This window comes from Undibacterium sp. TJN19, assembly GCF_049339485.1.
GTDB lineage: Bacteria > Pseudomonadota > Gammaproteobacteria > Burkholderiales > Burkholderiaceae_D > Undibacterium.
On record NZ_JBMPPL010000005.1, the window covers coordinates 111,904 to 130,161 of the forward strand.

Annotated in this window: 10 protein-coding genes; 5 read left to right on the top strand and 5 right to left on the bottom strand. The window is 51.5% G+C overall.

Annotated elements, in window-relative coordinates:
- Nucleotides 1-4: 4 nt before the first annotated feature.
- On the bottom strand, nucleotides 5-1,630 hold the full coding sequence (locus tag ACO0LH_RS15690; RefSeq protein WP_422942052.1) for a ShlB/FhaC/HecB family hemolysin secretion/activation protein: 1,626 nt from the start codon (nucleotides 1,628-1,630) through the stop codon (nucleotides 5-7).
- A 347-nt stretch (nucleotides 1,631-1,977) separates the two neighbouring features.
- Between ACO0LH_RS15690 and ACO0LH_RS15695 the strand changes: the two genes are divergently transcribed.
- Entirely contained in the window at nucleotides 1,978-2,355 is a 378-nt protein-coding gene (locus ACO0LH_RS15695) for a GFA family protein (protein ID WP_422942053.1), read from the top strand.
- Between the two features lie 21 nt (nucleotides 2,356-2,376).
- A complete protein-coding gene (locus ACO0LH_RS15700) occupies nucleotides 2,377-3,018 on the top strand; it encodes a LysE family translocator (protein WP_422942054.1) in 642 nt (213 codons plus the stop codon).
- 5 nt (nucleotides 3,019-3,023) lie between these two features.
- On the opposite strand, the gene ACO0LH_RS15705 is transcribed toward ACO0LH_RS15700, so the two are convergent.
- The 4 genes from ACO0LH_RS15705 to nirB all read right to left on the bottom strand — a co-directional run bounded on the left by ACO0LH_RS15705 (nucleotide 3,024) and on the right by nirB (nucleotide 9,116).
- Nucleotides 3,024-3,485 carry a GNAT family N-acetyltransferase gene (locus ACO0LH_RS15705; protein WP_422942055.1) on the bottom strand — a complete coding sequence of 154 codons (462 nt, stop codon included), beginning with the start codon at nucleotides 3,483-3,485 and terminating at the stop codon, nucleotides 3,024-3,026.
- Nucleotides 3,482-6,265, bottom strand: coding sequence for a molybdopterin-dependent oxidoreductase (locus tag ACO0LH_RS15710; protein ID WP_422942056.1), 2,784 nt, complete (start codon nucleotides 6,263-6,265; stop codon nucleotides 3,482-3,484). The genes ACO0LH_RS15705 and ACO0LH_RS15710 overlap by 4 nt, the downstream gene beginning before the upstream one ends.
- A gap of 61 nt (nucleotides 6,266-6,326) precedes the next feature.
- The gene (nirD, locus tag ACO0LH_RS15715; RefSeq protein ID WP_422942057.1) at nucleotides 6,327-6,671 is read right to left on the bottom strand and encodes a nitrite reductase small subunit NirD; all 345 of its coding nucleotides are present in this window, start codon (nucleotides 6,669-6,671) and stop codon (nucleotides 6,327-6,329) included.
- 15 nt (nucleotides 6,672-6,686) lie between these two features.
- Entirely contained in the window at nucleotides 6,687-9,116 is a 2,430-nt protein-coding gene (nirB, locus tag ACO0LH_RS15720; RefSeq protein WP_422942058.1) for a nitrite reductase large subunit NirB, read from the bottom strand.
- Between the two features lie 522 nt (nucleotides 9,117-9,638).
- Between nirB and ACO0LH_RS15725 the strand changes: the two genes are divergently transcribed.
- The 3 genes from ACO0LH_RS15725 (at nucleotide 9,639) to ACO0LH_RS15735 (ending at nucleotide 18,237) form a co-directional block, all read left to right on the top strand.
- The gene (locus tag ACO0LH_RS15725; protein ID WP_422942059.1) at nucleotides 9,639-11,747 is read left to right on the top strand and encodes an EAL domain-containing protein; all 2,109 of its coding nucleotides are present in this window, start codon (nucleotides 9,639-9,641) and stop codon (nucleotides 11,745-11,747) included.
- Nucleotides 11,748-11,753: 6 nt separating this feature from the next.
- The gene (locus ACO0LH_RS15730) at nucleotides 11,754-15,143 is read left to right on the top strand and encodes a PAS domain S-box protein (RefSeq protein WP_422942060.1); all 3,390 of its coding nucleotides are present in this window, start codon (nucleotides 11,754-11,756) and stop codon (nucleotides 15,141-15,143) included.
- 172 nt (nucleotides 15,144-15,315) lie between these two features.
- Nucleotides 15,316-18,237 (top strand): HD domain-containing phosphohydrolase, encoded by a 2,922-nt coding sequence (locus ACO0LH_RS15735; RefSeq protein WP_422942061.1) that lies wholly within the window; start codon nucleotides 15,316-15,318, stop codon nucleotides 18,235-18,237.
- The last annotated feature ends 21 nt before the right edge of the window (nucleotides 18,238-18,258 follow it).

Consider the following 18,258-nt stretch of genomic DNA (forward strand, 5'->3'; position numbering starts at 1 on the left):
GCTCTCAAAATAAATGGTAAGTGATCTGGAAATGCAGACCATGGTCTTGTAAATTGCCGCTGTCTATACCTGGCATGGTGTTCAATTTCTTTGCCAGAAAAAAATCGACAGCCCATTTCTTCCAGCGCCAGTTGAAACCGACACCAATGGAAGCCAGTTTTTGAGAAGCTTCATCCTTGTTCCATGCACTGGCAATGTCAGCAAAAGAAATCAGAGTCAGGTTTTGTCCATCGCCAGCATCTGCCAGAAAAGGGTAATGGATTTCTGCATTCATCAACCAGGCGCGGTCACGCACCAGCGCATTTTCACGATAGCCACGAACAGTAGCAACGCCACCCAGTGAAAAACGTTCAAGTGGTAACAGGCTGTCGGGTGTCTGTTGTGCCGAGCCGCGTAATATCAGTTGCGCGCCATCTTTAGCCAGATTTTTTACATACTGCAACTGCCCCGTCCAGATACGGTAATGCTGGTCTGGCACGGACACAGCAGGGTCGCTGTGGTCGGTGTTGTTGCTGCCAAAGGCAAAGACACTGCGGGCTGCCAATGCCTGGGTTTCCCAGCGCTCAGTCCAGTCTTGTGAAAAGCGCCATACCCTGGTTTTGGATACGCCATCGGGTTCGCCAGGCGTGAATGAAAACGCCTCGCCCAGCAAACTGGTTTTACTATCACGCTGGCTATAGCTGACACCCAGTTCGATCTTTCTTTGCAGGCTGTGTACCAGTGTTTGCGCATAGCCTGCTTCAAAGCCTGAACTGCGACTTTTAATGTCGATCGCCTTCAATGATTCACCGACCACGGAAGAACTGCCCTGGTCCACGCTCAAGCGCAGGCTACCACCCGTATTGGCGACAGGCATAGTCCAGGCCACATGCACAGGGTCAGCCCCTTCGCTATGGGTGACACTGGCTTCCAGAAAATCCCCCTGCCCGGTCAGATTGCGTGTCCAGGCAGACAGACCCAGGGTTTCAGCGCCTATGGATGGCGCCCGGTAATTATTGAAAAAGATATTGGCACCATAGGCTTTGGCACGCACGACATCAATATCCAGAATCGCCATGCCCGGCACGTCGCCCGGGAAAATGCGGCTATTGATTTTCTCGAATAAAGGGTCAGTCAGCAATAGCTGAAAACGCTGTTGCAATTGCGGCATATTCAAGACTTCCGGTTCTGCCACCAGGCGCTGCCGCAGGTATTGCTGCGCCAGCCTGCCTTCCCCTTTGATCTCGACCTGGCTGATTCTGCCTTCGATAAGTCGAAAAGGCACAACGCCACCCGGGTAAGGCTCATTGCCCTGTGCTGGTATCAATACCGCACCAGAGTTGATATAACCCTGGGCGATATACAAGCGGGTAATATGGGTACGCAGCTCTTCCAGTTCAGCATGGCTGACCAGCCGACCGAGATAAGGCCGTGCCAGGTCTTGTAAAACCTGGGTGGTAATAACAGTGTTACCTGTGAAACGAAATTCTTTGACATTCACATCTGCCAGCACATCTTGCACAACCGGCAGCTTGAACGCCGTGGGTGAAGCATCAGAGACAATAGTGACTTGCGCGTACACCGGTACAGCATAGGCCAGACTGGCAGCCACGGCCATCGTGCAAATAGTGCGCTGGGTAGAAAGTAACATAAGGAAATGTGAAGCAAGATGACCAGCGCTGATGTCGAAACCTGAGTTCAAACCCTATCCAAGCGCGAAGCAGGCATCTTAAATGTATTGCAAATTGAATACAATAATACAAAGGTATGGCTTACATTTGGACACACTTTAGGCATCATATGTTGCTATAAGACGCCAGATGCTGTTATTTAACTCACAAAACCATTTTGACAGACCTGATGGAAACAGGAACGAAAATTGTCACGGTAAAAACCCCATGACAGTATTCTGCTTATTCCGGCACTGTACCGTTACTGTATTGCCAGAGCAGATTAAGATCAGGGCATCATCAGAAAGATGCAGAAAGATGCAAAAACATGGAAACCAAAATACCCGGGCAACGCCCCATGCAAAATTACCAAGGCAGTTGCCATTGTGGTGCCGTGCGTTTTGAGATTGAAACTGATTTCCCTGAACTGACAATGTGCGATTGTTCTATCTGCCGTCGCAAGAATGCATTGATGGTAAAAGTGCATGAAAGTCAGTTTCGCCTTTTGGCTGGTGAGGATGCCTTAAGCGAATACCAGTTTCATACCCACACTGCACACCATTATTTTTGCAAAACCTGCGGCATCTACCCTTTCCACCGCAAGCGTGTCACGCCAGACAATTTTGGCATCAATGTGCATTGTCTCGAAAATTTCGACCCTGCCGGCCTCACTGTCAGGCGGGCGAGTGGCGCCAACATGAAATAACTTACAGAAAGCCTGATAAAAATGCATACCCAGACCTTGCTTGCCTTTACCGCGATTGCCAGCCTGTCCATACTCAGCCCTGGGCCGGCGATACTTTTATCGTTAAAAAATGGTGCCAGCTATGGCACACGCTCTGTCATGTATTCCGCATTCGGCAATGTCAGTGGCGTATTTTGTTTATCAACTGCGGCTTTCCTGGGATTGGGTGCTTTGCTCAATTCATCTGCGCTGCTGTTTTCCGCAGTCAAAATCATCGGTGCACTCTATCTCTTTTACATTGGTATCAAACAATTATTTGGCAAGGCCGTGCCGCTGGCACCTGACACCAGGGCATCACAGGCAATGATCAAGCCCAGTGCCCGAAAACTGTTTGGAGAAGCTTTTCTGACGGCGGCAACCAATCCCAAGGCCTTGATGTTTTTCACTGCGCTCTTCCCGCAGTTCATTGATGCTCACGAATCCCTGGCGCCGCAGTTTTTTGCATTAATGGCGATCTTCATGGCGCTGTCTTACCTGACACATCTGATGTATGCGCAGATCGCTGCCCGCGCTACCCATTTCCTGGTCAAACCGCAGTTTGTGAAATGGATCAATCGTGTCGTCGGCACGGCCTTTATTGCCCTTGGCGCGATGCTGCTATCACTGCGCAGGCAAAGCGCGTAGAGGATTCAGGCAAGCAGATTCTTTTCCATGAAGACGCTTAAAGGGTCTTCCTGATAATCGCCAAAACTGCTGCGTTCCATGTAACCGAGGCGCTGGTATAGCCCCAGCGCTTCTGGCTGACGGATGCCAGTTTCAAGGCGGGCAATGCGTATGTCATTGGCCAGTAAATAATTCTCAAGCGCCTGCATCAGACGCTTGGACAAACCCATGCCACGGAATTCATCGAGAACAAATACACGCTTGATTTCACCATAGCAGTTATCATCATCCATCATTTTTACAGCGCCACACGCTGCCAGCCTGTCGTCGACATAACAGCCCAAAAAAATCACATTCGGCTGCGCCAGCGCCCGTACACTTTCAAGATGATTACTTTCTGCCGGATACAGGGCCGCCACGTAGGTATCTGAGAGAGCGATCAGTTCTACGGCTGCCGCAGATGAGGGATCAAGTATTTCTATTTTCATGCCGGGTGCTGCGTCTTTAGTCTCATATCAAGGCTAATCATCTTCTTCAGTTCAGGCACACAAGAACCGCAATTGGTGCCGCATTTCAAGCGCGTCTGCAAGGCAGCCAGCACCCCTGTTGGTGAACCATCGAGTTGTTCCAGCGTCGCATTGATTTCGGTATCAGCCACGTTCAGGCAACTGCATATGACCTTGCCACGCAAAGTAAATCCTTGTGGTGCAGTTGTGCTTGGCATCAGCAGCAAGCGGCCCAATTTGGCCACCGGCTCTTGCGCCTGCAAATAGGCGTTTAACCAGCCTTCTGCACTGACGTCACCAGCCAATGCAACGGCGGCCAGGCCACCGTCCCTGACCAGAATGTGGCGGGAATTGCCACGTCGCCTGTCGTCATAGCGCAAAATCTCCGCGCCTTCGATGGCGAACAATTTTTCTATTTTCTCCAGCAACTCTGTCGCGACCGCATCTTCATTGGCCGCACGAAATACCATGCCCACTTTGTCCCGCCCGAAAGGTGTGCATGATGCATAGGCAAATTCGCGCATGAAAGGGCGCAGTGCTGCCTGCACTGCAAACGCCTGGTCTGCATCCAGCCAGGCGAACACGACGAAGCGCCATGGCAGGTCTGCTTTCAGAATTTTAACGGCAGCGGCCTTCAGTTCTGGCTGTTTGGAGCTGGGGTCTATTGCCGGTGACGTCAGTGCGTTCACGCCATAGCTGGCGTGCCCTTCATGTCTGGACTGGCCGCGGCCAGATACATATTCTTCACCCCAGTGCATGGCGATAAAAACCTGACCGGGACGTTGCTCATCACTTTCAACGACGGGCAAAATCACCGTTCCACGTCGGCTGCTGACATGCACCAGATCACCAGCCTTTAAAAAACGTCTTTGCATGTCTGTCGCTTCCATGCAGATGCCTGGCTCGGCAACATGGGCAAACAATTGCGCTACCGTGCCGCTACGGCTCATGCCATGCCATTGGTCGCGCAGGCGGCCGGTATTCAGGGCAAACGGATAACGCGCATCAACAGCGTCTTTGACTGGCAGATATTGCGTATTCAAAAACCGCGCACGGCCATTCGTTGTCGGGAAAATACCATCTTCATACAGGCGCTGCTTACCCGTTATGGCACCTGCCGGGAAAGGCCATTGCTGCGGCCCCTGATTCTCCAGCAAGGCATACGACAAGCCACCGATATCAAGGTCACGGCCACGTGTCGTGTCGCGGTGCTCATTCCACACCTGCTCTGGTGTATCGTAAGTGAATGGCTGCGCAGATTTATCCAGCAAGGGAGCCAGCGCCTGGGCAAACTGGCTGGCGATTTGCCAGTCATGCCTGGCTTCGCCCGGTGCAGGGATGACTGCGCGCACACGTGAAATGCGCCGCTCGGAATTGGTGACCGTACCGGATTTTTCAGCCCAGGTACTGGCGGGCAGTAGTATATCGGCATAGGGCACAGTGGCGGTGCTGGCATACGCCTCCTGCACAATCACCAGCTCGGCTTTGTGCAATGCGTCGCGTATCAGATTTTGTTCAGGCATTGATTGCGCAGGATTGGTACAGACTATCCAGATGATCTTGATATCACCCTGCCGGACTGCTTCAAACATCTCTACCGCAGTTTTTCCGGGTGTTGCGGCAACGGCGTCGACACCCCAGAAGGCAGCGATTTCTGCACGGTCGGCAGCATTGTTCAAATCGCGATGACCCGACATCAGGTTTGCCATACCGCCGACTTCGCGGCCGCCCATGGCATTCGGTTGCCCTGTCAGTGAAAATGGCCCGGCACCAGGCTTGCCTAACTGATGGGTTGCCAGATGCAGGTTGATCAATGCGGCATTTTTTGCCGTGCCGGCAGATGACTGATTCAGCCCCTGGCAGTATAAGGACAGACTGGCTTTTGATTGTCCAAACCAGCGTGCCGCCTGGATCAGGTCAGCTTCCTTGATGCCACAAATTTTTGCCACATAAGCTGGGGTGTAATCCCGCACAGTTTGTTTAAGCTCGGCAAAACCTTCGGTATGCGCCTGGATGTAGTCGAGGTCGACGAGATCTTCCCACAGACACAAATGCAGCATGCCATTGAACAGCGCGACATCCGTACCCGGCAGTATCGGTAAAAATAAATCCGCCTCGCGCGCGGTGTCGGTGCGACGCGGATCAGCGACGATCACCTTCATGGCCGGATTGCGTTCGCGTGCCTGTTCTATGCGCCGGTACAAGACAGGATGAGCATACGCCGTATTGGAACCGATAATAAAAATCACCTCAGCAATATCAATATCTTCATAACAGGCGGGCGGCGCATCTGCGCCCAGCGTCTGCTTGTAACCCGCTACCGCGCTGGACATGCACAGGCGCGAATTGCTGTCGATATTATTCGTGCCTATCAAGCCTTTGGCGATTTTATTGAAGACATAATAGTCTTCTGTGAGTAACTGGCCAGAAATATAAAATGCCACACTGTTCGGGCCATATGTCTTGATCGTATTGGCAAATTTGCTGGCCATGACATTGATGACACTATCCCAGTCACTACGCACACGTGATGACTGATTGCCCCTGTCTGGCATGCGCATTTCAGGGTACAGCGCCCTGACCTGTTGCTGTAGCGAAGTTTGCGCAGACAAATGCAAGGTACTGCCTTTGCTGCATAGACGACCAAAATTGGCGGGATGATCTGGGTCACCCCGTACACCCTGCACCTGCTTTCCATCGCTTTCAATCAATACGCCGCAACCAACGCCGCAATAGCAACAGGTAGATCTGGTTTCAGTCATACTTGCCTTTAAGTGCACGCTGCGTCATATGCCAGGGTCTTATGTGACACGGCGCATTGTTTTATACCTCTACTGCCAGGGTGTGCAATTCATGTGCATCAAGATAGACCTGCTCATCTTCCACCTTCAAACTGAATTTCTGGGTACAGCCTTCATCTGGTGAAATGGCACAGCCTGAAGGCAATTCAATATTCCAGTTATGCAGAGGGCATGCCACCTTCTCCCCAAAGACGATGCCTTGCGATAAAGGCCCACCTTTGTGCGGGCATTTATCGAGCAGGGCAAACAGCTTGTTTTCACCATTCCTGAAAATTGCCACATCTGGCTTGGCAGCACGGGCAACCACCCTTGCGCCAAGCACGGGTATATCATCAATACGGCAAATTACCTGCCATTGCTGAGTCATGCTTTTTCCTTTCGTTTATGCTGGCAAGCGTTCAAACTGGCGTGTATCGACCTGCGCTTTTTCTGGTTCATGCCAAGGATCAGACTCACCTTCCAATGCAAACAGCAGACGCTGATACAGGTCTTTGCGACGCTCGTGATCTTCCAGGATAATTTTCTTCGCATGGTCAAGACCAACACGGGCGAGGTAATGCACGGTGCGTTCCAGGTACCAGCCTTCTTCGCGGTATAGCTGCAGGAAAGCGCCTGCATGTTCCATCACTTCTTCATGCGTCTTCAGTTTGACAAAGAACTGTGCCACTTCGGTTTTGATACCACCATTACCACCGACATAAATTTCCCAGCCTGAATCAACACCGATGACGCCGACATCCTTGATACCTGCTTCGGCACAATTACGCGGGCACCCAGATACCGCCAGCTTGACTTTATGCGGCGCATACATGCGTGCCAGCTCACGTTCCAGTTGCTGGCCCATGAGAGTGGAATTTTGCGTTCCGAAACGACACCATTCACTGCCCACACAGGTTTTTACGGTACGCAAACCTTTGGCATATGCCAGGCCAGAAGGCATACCCAGGTCTTGCCATACGGCGCGCAAATCTTCTTTTTTCACACCCAGCAAATCGATGCGCTGACCACCGGTTACTTTGACGGTCGGTATCTTGAATTTATCAACCACATCAGCAATCCGCCGCAATTCGGAAGAATTTGTCTCACCACCCCACATGCGCGGGATGACAGAATAAGTACCGTCTTTCTGGATGTTCGCATGTGAGCGTTCATTGATATAACGCGATTGCGGATCATCCTTCGCTTCACGCGGCCAGGTCGAGATCAGGTAATAATTAAGTGCCGGACGACAGCTCGAACAACCGTTCGGGGTGCGCCACTCCATGAATTCCTGCACGCCTGCCACAGTCAGTAATTTATTAAGCTTGATCGCCTCACGCACCTGCTGATGGCTATGATCAGTACAAGCACACATGGGCTTGACCTTGGATGCGGTGGAATAATCACCGCCGGCAGTAAACATGATGATCTGTTCCACCAGGCCAGTACAGGAACCGCAGGACGCTGATGCCTTGGTATGCTTGCGCACATCGTCCAGCGTGAACAGACCTTTTTCCTTGATGGCCTTGACGATGGTACCTTTACAGACGCCATTACAGCCGCAGACTTCGGCTTCATCCGGCATGGCGGCAGCTTTGGTATGCCCCTCATGACCGACATCACCGGTATTCGATTCACCAAACATCAAAGAGTCGCGGATTTCAGAAATGTTCTTGCCTTCACGCAGCAGTTTGAAATACCAGCTGCCATCGACGGTGTCACCATACAGGCACGCACCGATGAGTTTGTCGTCTTTCACCACCAGCTTCTTGTAAACACCGCCTATGGGGTCGGACAGAATGATTTCTTCGGTATCTTTACCGCCCATGAATTCACCGGCAGAAAACAGATCGATGCCAGTCACTTTGAGTTTGGTGGAAGTGACTGAGCCCTGGTAACGACCTATGCCAAAATTGGCCAGATGATTGGCACAGACCTTGGCCATTTCAAACAAAGGAGCAACCAGGCCATAAACCGTGCCACGATGGTTCACGCATTCGCCGACTGAATAAATGCGCGGGTCATAAGTCTGCATGGTGTCATTGACGGTAATGCCGCGATTGCAGTACAGACCAGCAGACTCTGCCAATGCCGTGTTCGGGCGTATGCCCACAGCCATGACAATCAATTGTGCCGGTATCTCCAGTCCGTCGGTAAAGCGTATGGCTTTGACATGACCGGCATCATCACCGATGATGGCTTCGGTATTTTTTTCCAGCAAAAAGTTCAGGCCACGGTCTTCCAGCGATTTTTGCAGCATCTTGCCCGCGACAGGGTCAAGCTGGCGTTCCATCAACCAGCCCGGCAAATGCACTACAGAGACGCTCATGCCACGCATTTTCAATCCATTGGCAGCTTCCAGGCCCAGCAGCCCCCCGCCGATGACAACGGCATGCGTATGTTCTTGCGCGGCGGCGATCATGGCATTGGTGTCATGAATATCACGGTAGGCAATGACACCCTTGAGGTCTTTGCCGGGAACCGGCAGCATGAAAGGTGTGGATCCGGTCGCCAGCAACAGACGATCATATTCAGTCTCTGTGCCGTCTTCGGCAATTACGATGCGCCTGTAGCGGTCAATTTTGGTGATTTTTTTACCGAGATGCAGGGTGATATTATTTTCTTCATACCAGTCGACATCATTGAGCATGATGTCCTTGATGGTTTGTTCACCCGCCAGCACCGGTGACAATAGAATGCGGTTGTAATTGGCGTAAGGTTCTGCACCAAAAACGGTAATGTCATACAGGTCGGGAGCAATCTTGATCAACTCTTCCAGGGTACGTACACCTGCCATACCATTCCCTACCATCACAAGCTTTAACTTCTTCATGGCCGCTCCTTTACATATTTGCACAGTCACTAAGCAAGAGCAATGCCAGTTAGCAAGCGCCACAATAGAAGCAACAGGATTTTAATAAGTCCGCACCATTTTGACTTTGCATAAATATGGTTTTAATATCGAAAAACTGATTATTCATCAGCCAGCAGATGGACAATGCCACTTGATGTCGCAGTGCTTTCAAAATCTGTTATGGCACTGCCTTGATCACATCAACATTCAGACCATTTCAGTGCGCTGCACCATAAAGTTCGATTTTTCGCACAACTTTCTTACTTTTTGTTTTAGCCCGGCAACAGAAGACAAATAGTCTTGTCCTCGTAATTAATAGTGTATTAACATTAACTGAGATATGTTGATACAGTAAGCATTGAGCAACTACTTAGCAGCGACTTATTGGCCACTTATCGGCCACTTATCAGCCGCTTATCAGCCACTAAGTTGCCACTTAAGCTATGCATCATCGTATACTTGAAGTTAATACCTACCACGTCAAACCGGACCGCCATCACTATGCGCAATAGCTTCAATAGACTGATTCACTTTTTGCGCTTGCGTCGCATCGGCGTGCGACTGGCACTCAGCTATGGTTTGTTACTGTTCTTGTTTAGTATTGTGTTGTTTTTACCAATTTCACAGATACAGAAAATGACCATGCTGAGCGAAAAATTCGCTCGCAATGAAATGCAAAGCCTGTTGTATGTGCAAGAGCTCAGTCTTTCCACCGAGAACGTCGGGCGCGCCCTGCTTCAGCTATTGACTGTTCCTTACGAGCAACGTGTTCCCGAATACACCGCAGTCGATGAAAAAAACCGCCAGATCGTCAGGCTGATCGCTTCGCTGGAAACGACTTTAAGCGACCCTGAGCAGTTGCAAACGCTGAAACTGCTGAAAGAAAAACACAGCATCTATCTTGCCAATTATATTGCCACCGTCAACCAACTGGAAGACGAAGGCCAGGACGCAGCAAAATCGACCTTCCTGAAACAGGTACAGCCTGCACTGGCCGCTTTGTTACAGGAATCAAAAAACTTCCTCAGCCGCGAGCAAAAACTGATACAGCTACACCAGGCTGAAGCGCAACAAGATTTTGAACACACCGGCATGATGGTTGTCGTGCTCTCTGTATTTGCGGTATTGCTGGCAGCCGTACTGGCATGGCTGACCACGCGCAGTGTCGTCAGGCCACTGGCAAGACTGGAAGCCAGTGCCCTGCAAATCGCCAACGGTGATTACAAGACCCGTTTTATTCCCAGCAAGACAGAAGAAGTTGCGCGTGTTGGTGAAGCACTCAACAATATGGCGACGGCCATCGGCATACGCGAGCAGGCGGTTGAACACCTTGCCTATTACGACCCCTTGACCGATTTGCCAAACCGCACGTTTTTGCTGAAGACCCATGAGGGCAAGGGCCAACCGCACCAGGGCCTGATACTGATGGATCTGGCGCGCCTGAAAAGCATCAATGAAACCCTGGGTTTTGACACTGGCGACACCGTCATCTCCGATGTTGCCCTGCGTTTGAAGGCCGTGCTTGCCAGTGATCAGAACGGGCAACAACCCTGGCTGGCCAGGCTGGCTGGCGGTGCTTTCGCCATACTCTGTTTCAACAGCTCAAAAAGCAAGATGGAAGACCTGCTTCATCGCATCAGTCAATCCATGGCAGACCCGGTCAGATGTGGTCAGCATTCAGTTGATGTCAGCCTGGTGGTGGGCCTGGCAATGACAACCGATACACCTTTGCCATTGATGACGCTGATACGCAATGCCGAAGTGGCCCTGTATGCAGCCAAACGTAGCGCCAGCGCTTCGGCCTGGTATACCGATGCACAAGAAGCTTCACGGCTCAGCCACCTCAGCCTGCTGTCTGACTTGCGTTCAGCCGTACGTGCTTCAGAACTGCAAATGTGGTTGCAACCCAAAACCCATCTCGAAGACGGCAAAGCTTACGGCTTTGAAGCGCTGGTGCGCTGGCAACATCCCACGCGCGGCTTCATTTCGCCGGCAGAGTTTATCCCCTTTGCTGAGCGCACTGGTTATATCAGCATGCTCACCATGTGGATGCTGGAACAGGCGATCGCCACATTAAAGAACTGGCAGGACGATCACCCGGCACAAACCATTGCCGTCAATGTCAGTACCCATGATTTGCGCGACCCGACTTTTCCAGACCAGGTGGCGGCCCTGTTGCAGCAATATGCCATCAAACCCGCTTCGCTGAAACTGGAAATTACCGAAAGCGGTATCATGGAAGACCCAGACAGCACCATCGCCCTGCTCAAACGTCTGCGCGATATTGGTCTGGATCTGTCTATTGATGATTTTGGCACTGGCTATTCTTCCCTGTCTTATCTGCAACGCCTGCCTGTCAGTGAATTAAAGATAGACCGCAGTTTTGTCACCAATATAGAGTCACTGCCTGGCACGCAGATGCTGGTAAAAGCAATTATAGAAATGGGACATGGGCTAGGCTTGAGCGTCATCGCAGAAGGCATAGAAACTGCCGCAGAACGCGAAACCCTGCGCCTGCTCGGTTGTGATTCCATGCAAGGCTATTTTGTCAGCAAACCACTGTATGCAGAAGGCCTGCAAAAATGGCTGACGAACCTGCCAGCAAATTAAGTATTTATGAAAGAGCCCGCATTTCCCTTTGATGAAGTCATTCGCCAGCAAACCTTGCAGGCATGTGGCATTCTGGATACTCCCGCAGAAGAGCGATTTGACCGCCTGACGCGGCTGGCTTCTCATATGTTTAAAACCAGGATCGCATTGATCTCGCTGGTTGATGCTGATCGCCAATGGTTCAAATCACGTCAGGGCCTGGAGGTGAGCCAGACCGGAAGAAATATTTCATTTTGCGGCCACGCCATACTGGCGCCTGATATTTTATATATCCCGGATACCCTGCAAGACCAACGTTTTGCCGACAACCCATTAGTAAGCCAAGCCCCGCATATCCGTTTTTATGCTGGTGCGCCGTTAAGAATGCGCAATGGCCAGCGCATAGGCACTCTCTGTATCATCGATAGTGAAGCCCGTACAATGAGCGCCAGCGACCTGGCTGCCTTGCGCGATCTGGCCGATTGTGTAGAGCGTGAATTTTCCAGGGAAGAACAGCAGAGACAACATCATGCCTTGCTGGCGTTGACCGAAATTACATCGCTTTCGTATCAGGATTCTGAAAACCTGTTGCGCCAGACCTTGGCAATGGCCTGTGACTATCTGGGTGTGGCCATGGGCTACATCGCCCGGGTGGAAAATGCCATCTGCCAGGTGGTGTTGCTGCATTCTGGTAATGCGCCATTTCCCGAAGGTGCACAACTGCCCTTAGACAGTTCTTTTTCTGCACTCACCCTTGCCAACAATACGGTGTTTCATATTTCGAATGTGGCAGAAAGCGAATATCGCCATCACCCCTGCCACCAGCGACTGGGCTTTGCCAGCTATGTTGCGGTGACCCTGTATATGAATGACCGCCAATACGGCACCCTGAATTTTGCTGACACACGTACACGCCTGTTCCCTTTTTCCGAAGTGGAAATTGAATTTGTGCGACTACTGGGTGACTGGGTAACAGGTGTATTGAAACGTCAGGAACTGGATAAGCTATTGCAGCAACAGCGTGCACTCAGCGACGCCATTGCCAAGGCACAGGCACTGTTCATCAAGGAAAGTGACCAGGAAAAAGGCTTTGAATCGCTGTTAGCCGCCATTCTGAAACTGACGAACAGCGAATATGGTTTTATCAGCGAAGTGCAAAATAGCGCAGGCAGCAACAATGCCAATAGCGACCCCAGCTTGAAAACCACTGTAGTCGCCTGGCATGTCAAAGACCAATTAAGCTTTGCGTCTTCACAGGAGGCGCGTACCAAGGGGCTGAGTTTCCTGCAATTAAAACCCCTGTTTGCCACTGCCCTGCAAACGGCCACACCGGTGATAGCGCAATCCTTGCCAGAACATGCGCTGAGCGATGTTTTCCCGGATGGGCAGGCACCCTTGAAGAGTTTTCTGGCGATACCCGTGCAATATGATGATGAATTGCTGGCGCTGGTAGGCATTGCCAATCGCAAGGATGGTTATGATCATCAACTGATAGAATTCCTGCGGCCCTTGTTCAGCACCCTGGGCCAGTTGATCAGCGCCGCCCGCGTGCAAAAGCAAAGGCACGAAACTGAGCGCCAGTTGGCCAATGTCATCAAGGGTACCAACATCGGCACCTGGGAATGCAATATACAAACTGGCGAAACCATCTATAACGAGCGCTGGGCAGAAATGCTGGGCTATACCCTGGCTGAACTGCAACCGACCACCGTGCAGACCTGGCTCGACCTGTGCCACCCGGAAGACCTGATACTGACCAGCGCACTGGTAGAAAAACACTTCCGTGGTGAAGTCGAATATTTCGACCTGAAAAGCCGCATGCGTCACAAGGATGGTCACTGGATATGGATACATGACCGCGGCTGCATCGTCAGTTGGGACGCTGAAGGCAAGCCGCTGATCATGTCTGGCAGCCATGCCGACATCACGACCCAAAAAGCTGCCGAGGCAGAACTGGAACACGCCCATGAATTGCTGGAACGTTCGAACGCCGCTGCCCGCATAGGCACCTGGGAACTGGATGTCAAATTGCTGACCGTGCACTGTAGTAAAGTCACCCGACAAATACATGAGGTCGATGATAGTTTTGAATATTCCATAGAACAGGCGATTGCCTTCTACAAGGGCGCTGAAAACCAGCAAAAAATACGCCAGTTGTTTGTCAACGCTGTGCGTGAAGGTCTGTCATTTGATACCGAACTGGGCATCACCACTGCCCGCGGCAATGAGCGCTGGGTGCATGTCATCGGTTTCCCGCAATTTATCGATGGAGCCTGCACCCGTGTCTACGGCACCTTTCAGGATATCAGCGAACGCAAGGCCGCTGAAGAATCCTTGCGCGACCACGCAGCCCATACCAGCAGTATCGTCGACAATGTCCTTGATGGCATCATCACCCTCAATGAAGAGGAGAATATCCTCAGCGTTAACAATGCCGCTGCGCATATCTTCGGTTATGAAATCGATGAACTGCTGGGCAAGAATATCCGCCTGCTGATGCCGGCGGCTTTTCACAACGCGAATCACAATGCAGAAGACAATGAAATAAGCGGCATCCAGGGCATCAAGGACATCATAGGTATAGGCAGTGAAGTAGAAGCACGCCGTCAGGACGGCAGCAGCTTCCCCATGGATCTATCGATATCCGCTGTCAAACGCCGTGGCAAGCCCCTGTATATCGGCCTGATGCGCGACATCACCGCACGCAAACGCATAGAAAAAATCAAGAACGAATTTATTTCCACCGTCAGCCATGAATTGCGCACCCCGCTGACTTCCATCTCGGGCGCACTGGGCCTGATTTCTGGCGGCGCGCTGGGCAGCTTTCCTGAGCGCATGAAGCAGATGATGGACATTGCCAATAAAAATTGCCTGCGCCTGACCTTCCTCATCAACGACTTGCTCGATATGGAAAAGCTGTCAGCGGGTAAAATGGTCTTCCATTTCCAGGTTTGCCCGTTGGCAGAATTGCTGACCCAGGCCATAGAAGCCAACCAGACTTTTGGCGCACAACGCCAGGTTTCACTGCATCTGGCGTCTGATTTGCCAAGGCTGAATGTGTCGGTAGATACCCAGCGGTTCATGCAGGTACTGTCCAACCTGTTATCGAATGCGATCAAGTATTCGCCTGAAAATGGCATCGTTGAAATCAGCGCTGAAACGGGTACTGAAAACCGCCATCAACGCGTGCGCATCAGTGTGATGGATCATGGCGCTGGCATACCACATGAATTTCGTGACCGCATATTCCAGAAATTCGCCCAGGCAGATTCATCTGACACCCGCCTCAATGGCGGCACCGGCCTGGGCCTGGCGATTACCCGCGAACTGGTAGAAAGAATGCATGGCGAAATCGGCTTTGATTCTGTGCCCGGCCAGGGGGCGAAATTTTATATAGATTTGCCTGTCATTGTCTGATTAGCCAAGCAAACGCGAACCCTTCCCATACAAAATCTGCCAAGAAACCGCTTTTTATTTGCGCAATGCAAAATAAAGCGCTAACATGAAAATTGTGTTTTAGGCATTTCAAAAAAACATTCAAAAACCTTGTGCAGCGTCAGCGTCATGCCCCTTTAAGAAAAGGCGATTCATGCGTATCAGGCAAAATGTTAGTTTCTATATCTACATCTCTTATTTCTTTACCGGGCTGATACTGATCTTTGGCATTGCCATGGGCACCGTGCAATTTACCCGCATGGGGCAAATCATCCTCGCGCAGACCAATAGCAGCTATGAACTCATAGGCAGACAGGTAAAAAGCAATGTTCTGGCGATTTATGAGCCCGTCCGTAACCAGACTGAAATACTGGCGCAATCGCATCCCATCCCTGGCGACACGCTTGATGAAAGGCTCAAGCATGTCAGCTACCTGGCCAAAGCCATTGTCAGCGTTAAATCAGCGACATCAGTGTACGTCGGTTTTGCCAATGGTGAATTTTTCCTATTGCGCCAGTATGCCAAATCCAATGGTGGCCAGGATGTGTTCAAGGCACCAGGCAATACCAGCTGGATAGTACAAAGCACCAGTTTTGCGGACGGGCATTTGCAGGAACATATTGTCTACCTCAACGACAGGCTCACAGAAATCAGTCGCCAGCAAATCCCCTTGCGCAATTTTGACCCGCGCCAGCGCAGCTGGTATCAATCGGCGATGCACAATACCAGCCAGGCCAAGGTATCTGAACCCTATTATTTCTTTTCAACCTTGCAAATCGGCATTACCTATTCACAAAAAATCGTGGATGCCGATGCCGTCGTGGGCATCGACATAGAAATGCCGACTATTCATGACACCATCAAAAACAGTGACATTACACTGTCCACCAATATCGCCCTGATAGACCACAAAGGCCAGTTACTGGCCTGGAGAAATGGCCAGCAAGCTGCCTACAAACCCAGAATCATCAGCCGCAAGGACGGTACCCAGGGCATGCCCAGCCTCGAAGACCAGGACGCCCCGGTACTGGACAAGGTCGTGGAAAACGGGTATTCCAGCAACACCCTGAGCCAATCCATAGACGTTGATGGCAAGACCTGGGCCAGCTACCAGACCCATTTGCAGATACCAGGTGGCGACGATTTAAGCATACTGATTGCCAGCCCGCACGATGAATTGTTGGCAGACATCATCAAAATGCGCAGGCAAACCATCACGCTATTTGGCGTGATGCTGCTCGCTGGCATCGCCGTCACGGTGTACTTTTCGCGTCTGGCTTCACAACCGCTGAAACAGTTGAATGACGAAGCCAGCAAGATCGCCCGTTTTGATTTTAAAAGCAGCATCCATATCGAAACACGCATCAGGGAAATTGCCGACCTGGCACAATCAATGAAGGGCATGAAAGCAACCATACGGTCGTTCCTTGATATTGCCAGCAGCCTAGCTTCAGAAACGAGCTACGACAAATTGCTGGCACGTGTATTAAAGGAAATGTCAGAAATCACCGATGCCAAATCCGGCATCCTCTACCTATACCAACCCAAAGATGATGTCATGGAGGTGGTGCAAGTCTATGTTGATCACCAGATGCTGGAAGTGTCAGCGCAACGCATACCCATGGCAGACAAGAGCCACCCTGTTATCCAGGCTTGCGAATCACGCAGCAACATCTGCCAGTTGCAGGCAGAAGACCTGGCACGCTACTTTGGCGCCCTGCCCGCTACCGACCATGCCACAACCCTCATCGCCATCCCCTTAAAAGACCGTAACAGCACCCTGGTGGGTGCAATCGCCCTGGTGATCGATGACGCAGCCATCGACCCCGGCAGGCAAGCCATGGCAGAAGCCGTATCAGGTGCCGCCGCCATCGCCATAGAAAACCAGCGTCTAATACAAGAACAAAAAGCCCTGCTCGAAGCCTTCATACAACTGATCGCCAGCGCCATCGACGCCAAAAGCCCCTATACCGGCGGCCACTGCCAGCGCGTGCCTGTATTGACCAAACTGCTGGCCCAGGCCGCCTGCAAGGAAACCGAAGGCCCGTTTGCGGGCTTCCAACTCACAGACGCAGAATGGGAAGAGCTACGCATCGCCGCCTGGCTGCATGATTGCGGCAAAGTCACCACGCCAGAATACATCGTCGATAAGGCGACAAAACTCGAAACCCTGTACGACCGCATCCATGAAATACGCATGCGCTTTGAAGTCTTGAAACGTGATGCACAAATCGATTACTGGCAGGCGGTAGCCAGTGACAGCGCAGGCAATGACGCCGCAGAAATCAAGAAAAAACTGGATGACACCATCGCCCAACTGGATAGGGATTTCGCCTTCATCGCCGAATGCAATGAAGGTGGCGAGTTCATGGCCCCCGACAAGATCGCCCGCATACAAGACATCGCCGGACGCCATTGGCTAAGAACCCTGTCAGACCGCATCGGCATTTCACACGATGAAAAAGAACGCAAGAACCGCACAACAGAACCCACACTGCCAGTGCGGGAGCAACTGCTGAGCGACAAACCAGAACACATCTTCACACGCTCACCACGCGACACCATCACGCCCGACAACCCTTGGGGCTTCAAGGTCAAGGTGCCAGAGCATCTTTACAATCGTGGCGAAGTGTATAACCTCACCGTGGTACGCGGCACCCTGTCAGAAGAAGAACGCTACAAGATCAATGAGCACATGATACAGACCATCATGATGCTGGAAAAACTCCCCTTCCCACGCCACCTCGCCAGGGTGCCAGAAATCGCCGGAGGCCATCATGAAAAAATGGACGGCACAGGCTACCCCAAACGCCTGACCGCCGAACAAATGAGCATCCCCGCCCGCATGATGGCAATAGCCGACATCTTCGAAGCCCTGACCGCCGCCGACCGCCCCTACAAGAAAGGCAAGACGCTTTCAGAAGCGATCAAGATCATGAGTTTCATGAAAAAGGATCAGCATATTGATGCAGAATTGTTTGGGCTGTTTTTGAAATCAGGGGCGTATCTGGAATACGGAAGGCTGTTCATGAATCCTGAGCAGATTGATGAGTTTGATATACATGCGTATGTGTGACGCGCTCCTTAGATGTCATTG

Bases quoted from the DNA above. Each gene is read 5' to 3' on its own strand.
- ACO0LH_RS15690 (WP_422942052.1), bottom strand. From the start codon at position 1,630: ATGTTACTTTCTACCCAGCGCACTATTTGCACGATGGCCGTGGCTGCC.
- ACO0LH_RS15695 (WP_422942053.1), top strand. From the start codon at position 1,978: ATGGAAACCAAAATACCCGGGCAACGCCCCATGCAAAATTACCAAGGC.
- ACO0LH_RS15700 (WP_422942054.1), top strand. From the start codon at position 2,377: ATGCATACCCAGACCTTGCTTGCCTTTACCGCGATTGCCAGCCTGTCC.
- ACO0LH_RS15705 (WP_422942055.1), bottom strand. From the start codon at position 3,485: ATGAAAATAGAAATACTTGATCCCTCATCTGCGGCAGCCGTAGAACTG.
- ACO0LH_RS15710 (WP_422942056.1), bottom strand. From the start codon at position 6,265: ATGACTGAAACCAGATCTACCTGTTGCTATTGCGGCGTTGGTTGCGGC.
- nirD (WP_422942057.1), bottom strand. From the start codon at position 6,671: ATGACTCAGCAATGGCAGGTAATTTGCCGTATTGATGATATACCCGTG.
- nirB (WP_422942058.1), bottom strand. From the start codon at position 9,116: ATGAAGAAGTTAAAGCTTGTGATGGTAGGGAATGGTATGGCAGGTGTA.
- ACO0LH_RS15725 (WP_422942059.1), top strand. From the start codon at position 9,639: ATGCGCAATAGCTTCAATAGACTGATTCACTTTTTGCGCTTGCGTCGC.
- ACO0LH_RS15730 (WP_422942060.1), top strand. From the start codon at position 11,754: ATGAAAGAGCCCGCATTTCCCTTTGATGAAGTCATTCGCCAGCAAACC.
- ACO0LH_RS15735 (WP_422942061.1), top strand. From the start codon at position 15,316: ATGCGTATCAGGCAAAATGTTAGTTTCTATATCTACATCTCTTATTTC.